The organism is Mesotoga sp. B105.6.4 (assembly GCF_002896535.1).
Classification (GTDB): Bacteria; Thermotogota; Thermotogae; order Petrotogales; family Kosmotogaceae; genus Mesotoga.
This window is the reverse complement of sequence record NZ_JWIM01000122.1, coordinates 1-1,345: the sequence shown is the minus strand read 5'-3', so window position 1 is coordinate 1,345 and position 1,345 is coordinate 1. Positions and strand designations below refer to the sequence as shown.

Here is a 1,345-nt window from a genome sequence, read left to right as displayed (position 1 = left end):
GACGATTTCTCCGGATCGAAAACAGACTTCACATTTTCATAACTTGATGAAGAGACTCGAAGAGAAAGCGGAGTCGACTCTCTCAGGTGTTCTTCGAGAATCTTCTTGCAGCGAGTCTTATGCCAATGGCGCCAAGAGGGGCCGTTGTAAGGATTGATAGAAACGAAACCGAGAGTATCACATCTCCGTAAGCAACCCCCATTGCCAGGGATATTGCCCCTACTGCTGCCTGAACAGTTGCTTTGGGTAAATATGAAATCATACAGAATAGTCTTTCACGTAGATTTAGTCTTGACCGATGGTTGCCGCCAAGACACCTGCTCTTCTAAATGTGAGCCCCTAGACTATTATAAGCAAGCCCATTAGCCACGAGTCCCCTACCGCGTTTATGTTCACACAGGCACCCACAAGCACGAAGAGGAAGACCTCGGCGACCACCCATATTCTCTCCATCTTTCCAGATATTCGATCGGCGGCGACTGGGAGCTTCTCTCGGAGCATAAAGCCGATTGCCATCACTCCCAGCAAAGTCGCCACCGGCAAGAAGTCCTCCGCTTTGTGGAAAATGAATGCAACCGAAAGCATCAGAAGAACCTTCATTGTATCTCTAGTGTGGAACTTCCTGAAAAGGAGGCTGAAAAGAAACCCGATTAACGCTCCCAGAAAGATACCGAGAATGATCTCCACCGGTACCATAAGCAGAGACCATCCTGTACTGATGTCCTGACCGCTCTCGACCACCAGAAAAACGTAAAGAGAGTGATGGCCACAACATCATCTATAGAAGCGGCGGCAAGAATTGTCGAAGGTATCTCGTTTCTCTTTCCGAAGTTCTTCTCCCTAAGTTTGAGCATCTCAGGAACAACTGCCGCAGGTGAAACCGCTGCTATTATGAATCTAAGCATCCCGCCCTGAAGTAGACTCAAATTCAGCAGAAAGTGAGACAAGATCATTATTGAAAAGCCCTCAAAAAGACCCGGAATGAAACTCAGGCTTCTACTATGTCAACAGATATAAGAGAGGCAGACTGAAAGGATCAAGACGAAGGACTACATGACCGGTCTTCTTAATGACTCTTCGATTCAATCCAAGTCCGGCTCGCATGAGAATAACTATCAGTGCCAGAAGTCTGACCTCTGCCGAGATAGACAGAAGAGTCGAATCGATAGTATTGAGAAGGCTAAGACCAAGAATCACTCCAAGCATAACAAGGCCGATCAAACCGGGTAGATTGATTCTGTCGAATAGTGACAGGATAACGATAGAGAGGATGATAATCGCAGAAACTATCAGCGAAAAAAGCGGTTCTGGAAGACTGTTATCCAAGGCAAGCTTCATTGCCTAG

At 46.8% G+C, this 1,345-nt stretch carries 4 protein-coding genes; all 4 read right to left on the bottom strand.

All coding sequences use genetic code 11. The features are described 5' to 3' along the window. Positions 1-82: 82 nt before the first annotated feature. Positions 83-262 carry a hypothetical protein gene (locus RJ60_RS16410; RefSeq protein ID WP_258006377.1) on the bottom strand — a complete coding sequence of 60 codons (180 nt, stop codon included), beginning with the start codon at positions 260-262 and terminating at the stop codon, positions 83-85. 77 nt (positions 263-339) lie between these two features. Next, positions 340-696 carry a cation:proton antiporter gene (locus RJ60_RS16405; RefSeq protein WP_258006376.1) on the bottom strand — a complete coding sequence of 119 codons (357 nt, stop codon included), beginning with the start codon at positions 694-696 and terminating at the stop codon, positions 340-342. After that, positions 651-905 carry a hypothetical protein gene (locus RJ60_RS16400; protein ID WP_258006375.1) on the bottom strand — a complete coding sequence of 85 codons (255 nt, stop codon included), beginning with the start codon at positions 903-905 and terminating at the stop codon, positions 651-653. The genes RJ60_RS16405 and RJ60_RS16400 overlap by 46 nt, the downstream gene beginning before the upstream one ends. A gap of 94 nt (positions 906-999) precedes the next feature. After that, positions 1,000-1,326: a cation:proton antiporter gene (locus tag RJ60_RS16395; protein ID WP_258006374.1), complete on the bottom strand. Its 327-nt coding sequence runs from the start codon at positions 1,324-1,326 to the stop codon at positions 1,000-1,002. Between the last annotated feature and the right edge of the window lie 19 nt (positions 1,327-1,345).

What these genes read in the sequence shown, in the direction of transcription:
- RJ60_RS16410 (WP_258006377.1), bottom strand. Translation starts at nt 262, where the DNA reads ATGATTTCATATTTACCCAAAGCAACTGTTCAGGCAGCAGTAGGGGCA.
- RJ60_RS16405 (WP_258006376.1), bottom strand. Translation starts at nt 696, where the DNA reads ATGGTACCGGTGGAGATCATTCTCGGTATCTTTCTGGGAGCGTTAATC.
- RJ60_RS16400 (WP_258006375.1), bottom strand. Translation starts at nt 905, where the DNA reads ATGCTTAGATTCATAATAGCAGCGGTTTCACCTGCGGCAGTTGTTCCT.